This is a genomic window from Burkholderia dolosa (assembly GCF_902499135.1).
In the GTDB taxonomy this organism is placed as follows: Bacteria; Pseudomonadota; Gammaproteobacteria; order Burkholderiales; family Burkholderiaceae; genus Burkholderia; species Burkholderia dolosa.
The window spans coordinates 1-4,056 of the sequence record NZ_CABVPR010000125.1 but is presented as its reverse complement, the minus strand read 5'-3'; the positions used below and the strand labels follow the sequence as shown (position 1 = coordinate 4,056).

The 4,056-nt window shown below is 53.1% G+C and carries 2 tRNA genes and 2 rRNA genes; all 4 read right to left on the bottom strand.

Annotated elements, in window-relative coordinates:
- Positions 1-20: 20 nt before the first annotated feature.
- Positions 21-2,901, bottom strand: a 23S ribosomal RNA gene (locus tag BUB20358_RS27645).
- A gap of 408 nt (positions 2,902-3,309) precedes the next feature.
- Positions 3,310-3,385 (bottom strand) — tRNA-Ala (locus BUB20358_RS27640).
- 39 nt (positions 3,386-3,424) lie between these two features.
- Positions 3,425-3,501: transfer RNA gene (locus BUB20358_RS27635), tRNA-Ile, on the bottom strand.
- A 61-nt stretch (positions 3,502-3,562) separates the two neighbouring features.
- Positions 3,563-4,056 (bottom strand): 16S ribosomal RNA (locus tag BUB20358_RS27630); the annotation flags it as partial.

Below are 4,056 nucleotides of genomic sequence, written 5' to 3'. Positions count from 1 at the left end.
TGTCGAAACAGACTGGTTATAGGATCAAGCCTTACGGGCAATTAGTATCGGTTAGCTGAACGCATTACTGCGCTTACACACCCGACCTATCAACGTCCTGGTCTCGAACGACCCTTCAAGGAGGTCAAGCCTCCAGGGATATCTCATCTTAAGGCGAGTTTCCCGCTTAGATGCTTTCAGCGGTTATCTCTTCCGAACATAGCTACCCGGCGATGCGACTGGCGTCACAACCGGTACACCAGAGGTTCGTCCACTCCGGTCCTCTCGTACTAGGAGCAGCCCCCTTCAAATATCCAACGCCCACGGCAGATAGGGACCAAACTGTCTCACGACGTTTTAAACCCAGCTCACGTACCTCTTTAAATGGCGAACAGCCATACCCTTGGGACCGGCTACAGCCCCAGGATGAGATGAGCCGACATCGAGGTGCCAAACACCGCCGTCGATATGAACTCTTGGGCGGTATCAGCCTGTTATCCCCAGAGTACCTTTTATCCGTTGAGCGATGGCCCTTCCATACAGAACCACCGGATCACTATGACCTGCTTTCGCACCTGCTCGACTTGTCGGTCTCGCAGTTAAGCACGCTTATGCCATTGCACTATCAGCACGATTTCCGACCGTACCTAGCGTACCTTCGTACTCCTCCGTTACGCTTTGGGAGGAGACCGCCCCAGTCAAACTGCCTACCATGCACTGTCCCCGACCCGGATCACGGGCCAAGGTTAGAACCTCAAACAAACCAGGGTGGTATTTCAAGGACGGCTCCACCGAAACTAGCGTTCCGGTTTCATAGCCTCCCACCTATCCTACACAGATCGGTTCAAAGTCCAATGCAAAGCTACAGTAAAGGTTCATGGGGTCTTTCCGTCTAGCCGCGGGTAGATTGCATCATCACAAACACTTCAACTTCGCTGAGTCTCGGGAGGAGACAGTGTGGCCATCGTTACGCCATTCGTGCAGGTCGGAACTTACCCGACAAGGAATTTCGCTACCTTAGGACCGTTATAGTTACGGCCGCCGTTTACCGGGACTTCAATCAAGAGCTTGCACCCCATCATTTAATCTTCCGGCACCGGGCAGGCGTCACACCCTATACGTCCACTTTCGTGTTTGCAGAGTGCTGTGTTTTTATTAAACAGTCGCAGCCACCAGTTTATTGCAACCCCTTCACCCTTCTGGCGCAGGCCAGTCAAGCTACAAGGGCGTACCTTATCCCGAAGTTACGGTACCAATTTGCCGAGTTCCTTCTCCCGAGTTCTCTCAAGCGCCTTAGAATACTCATCTCGCCCACCTGTGTCGGTTTGCGGTACGGTCATCGTTAGACTGAAGCTTAGAGGCTTTTCTTGGAACCACTTCCAATTGCTTCGCGACCGAAGTCGCTCGCGCCACACCCTTGAATCCTGCGCCCGGATTTGCCTAAGCGCCTTCTCCAATGCAGCGACCGGGACATCCAACACCCGGACAACCTTCCGCGATCCGTCCCCCCATCGCATCTAACAATGGTGCAGGAATATTGACCTGCTTCCCATCAGCTACGCATTTCTGCCTCGCCTTAGGGGCCGACTCACCCTACGCCGATGAACGTTGCGTAGGAAACCTTGGGCTTACGGCGAGGGGGCCTTTCACCCCCTTTATCGCTACTCATGTCAGCATTCGCACTTCCGATACCTCCAGCATCCTTTACAAGACACCTTCGCAGGCTTACGGAACGCTCTCCTACCATGCGAGCAAGCTCGCATCCGCAGCTTCGGTATATGGCTTAGCCCCGTTACATCTTCCGCGCAGGACGACTCGATCAGTGAGCTATTACGCTTTCTTTAAAGGGTGGCTGCTTCTAAGCCAACCTCCTGACTGTTTTAGCCTTCCCACTTCGTTTCCCACTTAGCCATATTTGGGGACCTTAGCTGGCGGTCTGGGTTGTTTCCCTCTTGACACCGGACGTTAGCACCCGATGTCTGTCTCCCGTGATTGCACTCTTCGGTATTCGGAGTTTGCTATGGCGGGGTAATCTGCAATAGACCCCCCAACCATGACAGTGCTCTACCCCCGAAGGTGAGACACGAGGCACTACCTAAATAGTTTTCGGAGAGAACCAGCTATTTCCAGGTTTGTTTAGCCTTTCACCCCTATCCACAGCTCATCCCCTAACTTTTCAACGTTAGTGGGTTCGGACCTCCAGTACGTGTTACCGCACCTTCATCCTGGCCATGGATAGATCACCTGGTTTCGGGTCTACGCCCAGCAACTGAACGCCCTATTCGGACTCGCTTTCGCTACGCCTGCCCTATACGGTTAAGCTTGCTACTGAACGTAAGTCGCTGACCCATTATACAAAAGGTACGCCGTCACCCCTTTCGAGGCTCCGACTGTTTGTATGCATGCGGTTTCAGGATCTATTTCACTCCCCTCCCGGGGTTCTTTTCGCCTTTCCCTCACGGTACTGGTTCACTATCGGTCGATCACGAGTATTTAGCCTTGGAGGATGGTCCCCCCATCTTCAGACAGGATTTCACGTGTCCCGCCCTACTTGTCGTACACCTAGTTCTTTCATACTGTTTTCGCCTACAGGGCTATCACCTGCTATGGCCGCACTTTCCAGAGCGTTCGGCTAACAATACAAATAAAGAGTACAAGGCTCATCCCATTTCGCTCGCCACTACTTTGGGAATCTCGGTTGATTTCTTTTCCTGCGGTTACTTAGATGTTTCAGTTCACCGCGTTCGCCTCACATGGCCTATGTATTCAGCCATGGATACTCCATACGGAGTGGGTTTCCCCATTCGGACATCTACGGATCAAAGCTCGTTTGCCAGCTCCCCGTAGCTTTTCGCAGGCTACCGCGTCCTTCATCGCCTGTGATCGCCAAGGCATCCACCACATGCACTTGTTCGCTTGACCCTATAACGAGTCTGTCTCTGTCGGCCATCGTTAGCGCTTTAGCGCTTACGAGGGCCCCATCCCCGCATGGGGGACGACTCTCGCTACAGGTTGAGTTCTCGCGTTGTGCCGTATTCCAATTAGAGTCGAACATCACGTTCGAATCATCTTGAGATACATCGATACAATCACAACCCGGATAACTTCCACGCCCATCTCATTAGACGCTTCCGCTATCCAAATTACTTACTTCTTCCTGATTGTTAAAGAACGACAGCCGATACGGTGTTACTCATATCGCTCTGACTGGCTCAATCGCCAATGAGTAATATTCGATTCGTTCTCTCGAACTCCATCAAACATTATCCATTGGGCTCCCTTCGGGAGTGAGATGCTCGTAAGCGCTGAAGCGCTAACGATCATCGCAATTGGTGGAGGCAGACGGGATCGAACCGACGACCCCCTGCTTGCAAAGCAGGTGCTCTCCCAGCTGAGCTATGCCCCCATGTACAGAGACCACTCAGGTTTCTCTCGCCAGACAACTTGGTGGGTCTGGTTGGATTCGAACCAACGACCCCCGCCTTATCAAGACGGTGCTCTAACCGACTGAGCTACAGACCCCTGAGTCTGTCTAATTTGACAGCCGATAAGCGTGAGCGCTCAACTTCGCGAATAGCTCTGGAAAGGAGGTGATCCAGCCGCACCTTCCGATACGGCTACCTTGTTACGACTTCACCCCAGTCATGAATCCTACCGTGGTGACCGTCCTCCTTGCGGTTAGACTAGCCACTTCTGGTAAAACCCACTCCCATGGTGTGACGGGCGGTGTGTACAAGACCCGGGAACGTATTCACCGCGGCATGCTGATCCGCGATTACTAGCGATTCCAGCTTCATGCACTCGAGTTGCAGAGTGCAATCCGGACTACGATCGGTTTTCTGGGATTAGCTCCCCCTCGCGGGTTGGCAACCCTCTGTTCCGACCATTGTATGACGTGTGAAGCCCTACCCATAAGGGCCATGAGGACTTGACGTCATCCCCACCTTCCTCCGGTTTGTCACCGGCAGTCTCCTTAGAGTGCTCTTGCGTAGCAACTAAGGACAAGGGTTGCGCTCGTTGCGGGACTTAACCCAACATCTCACGACACGAGCTGACGACAGCCATGCAGCACCTGTG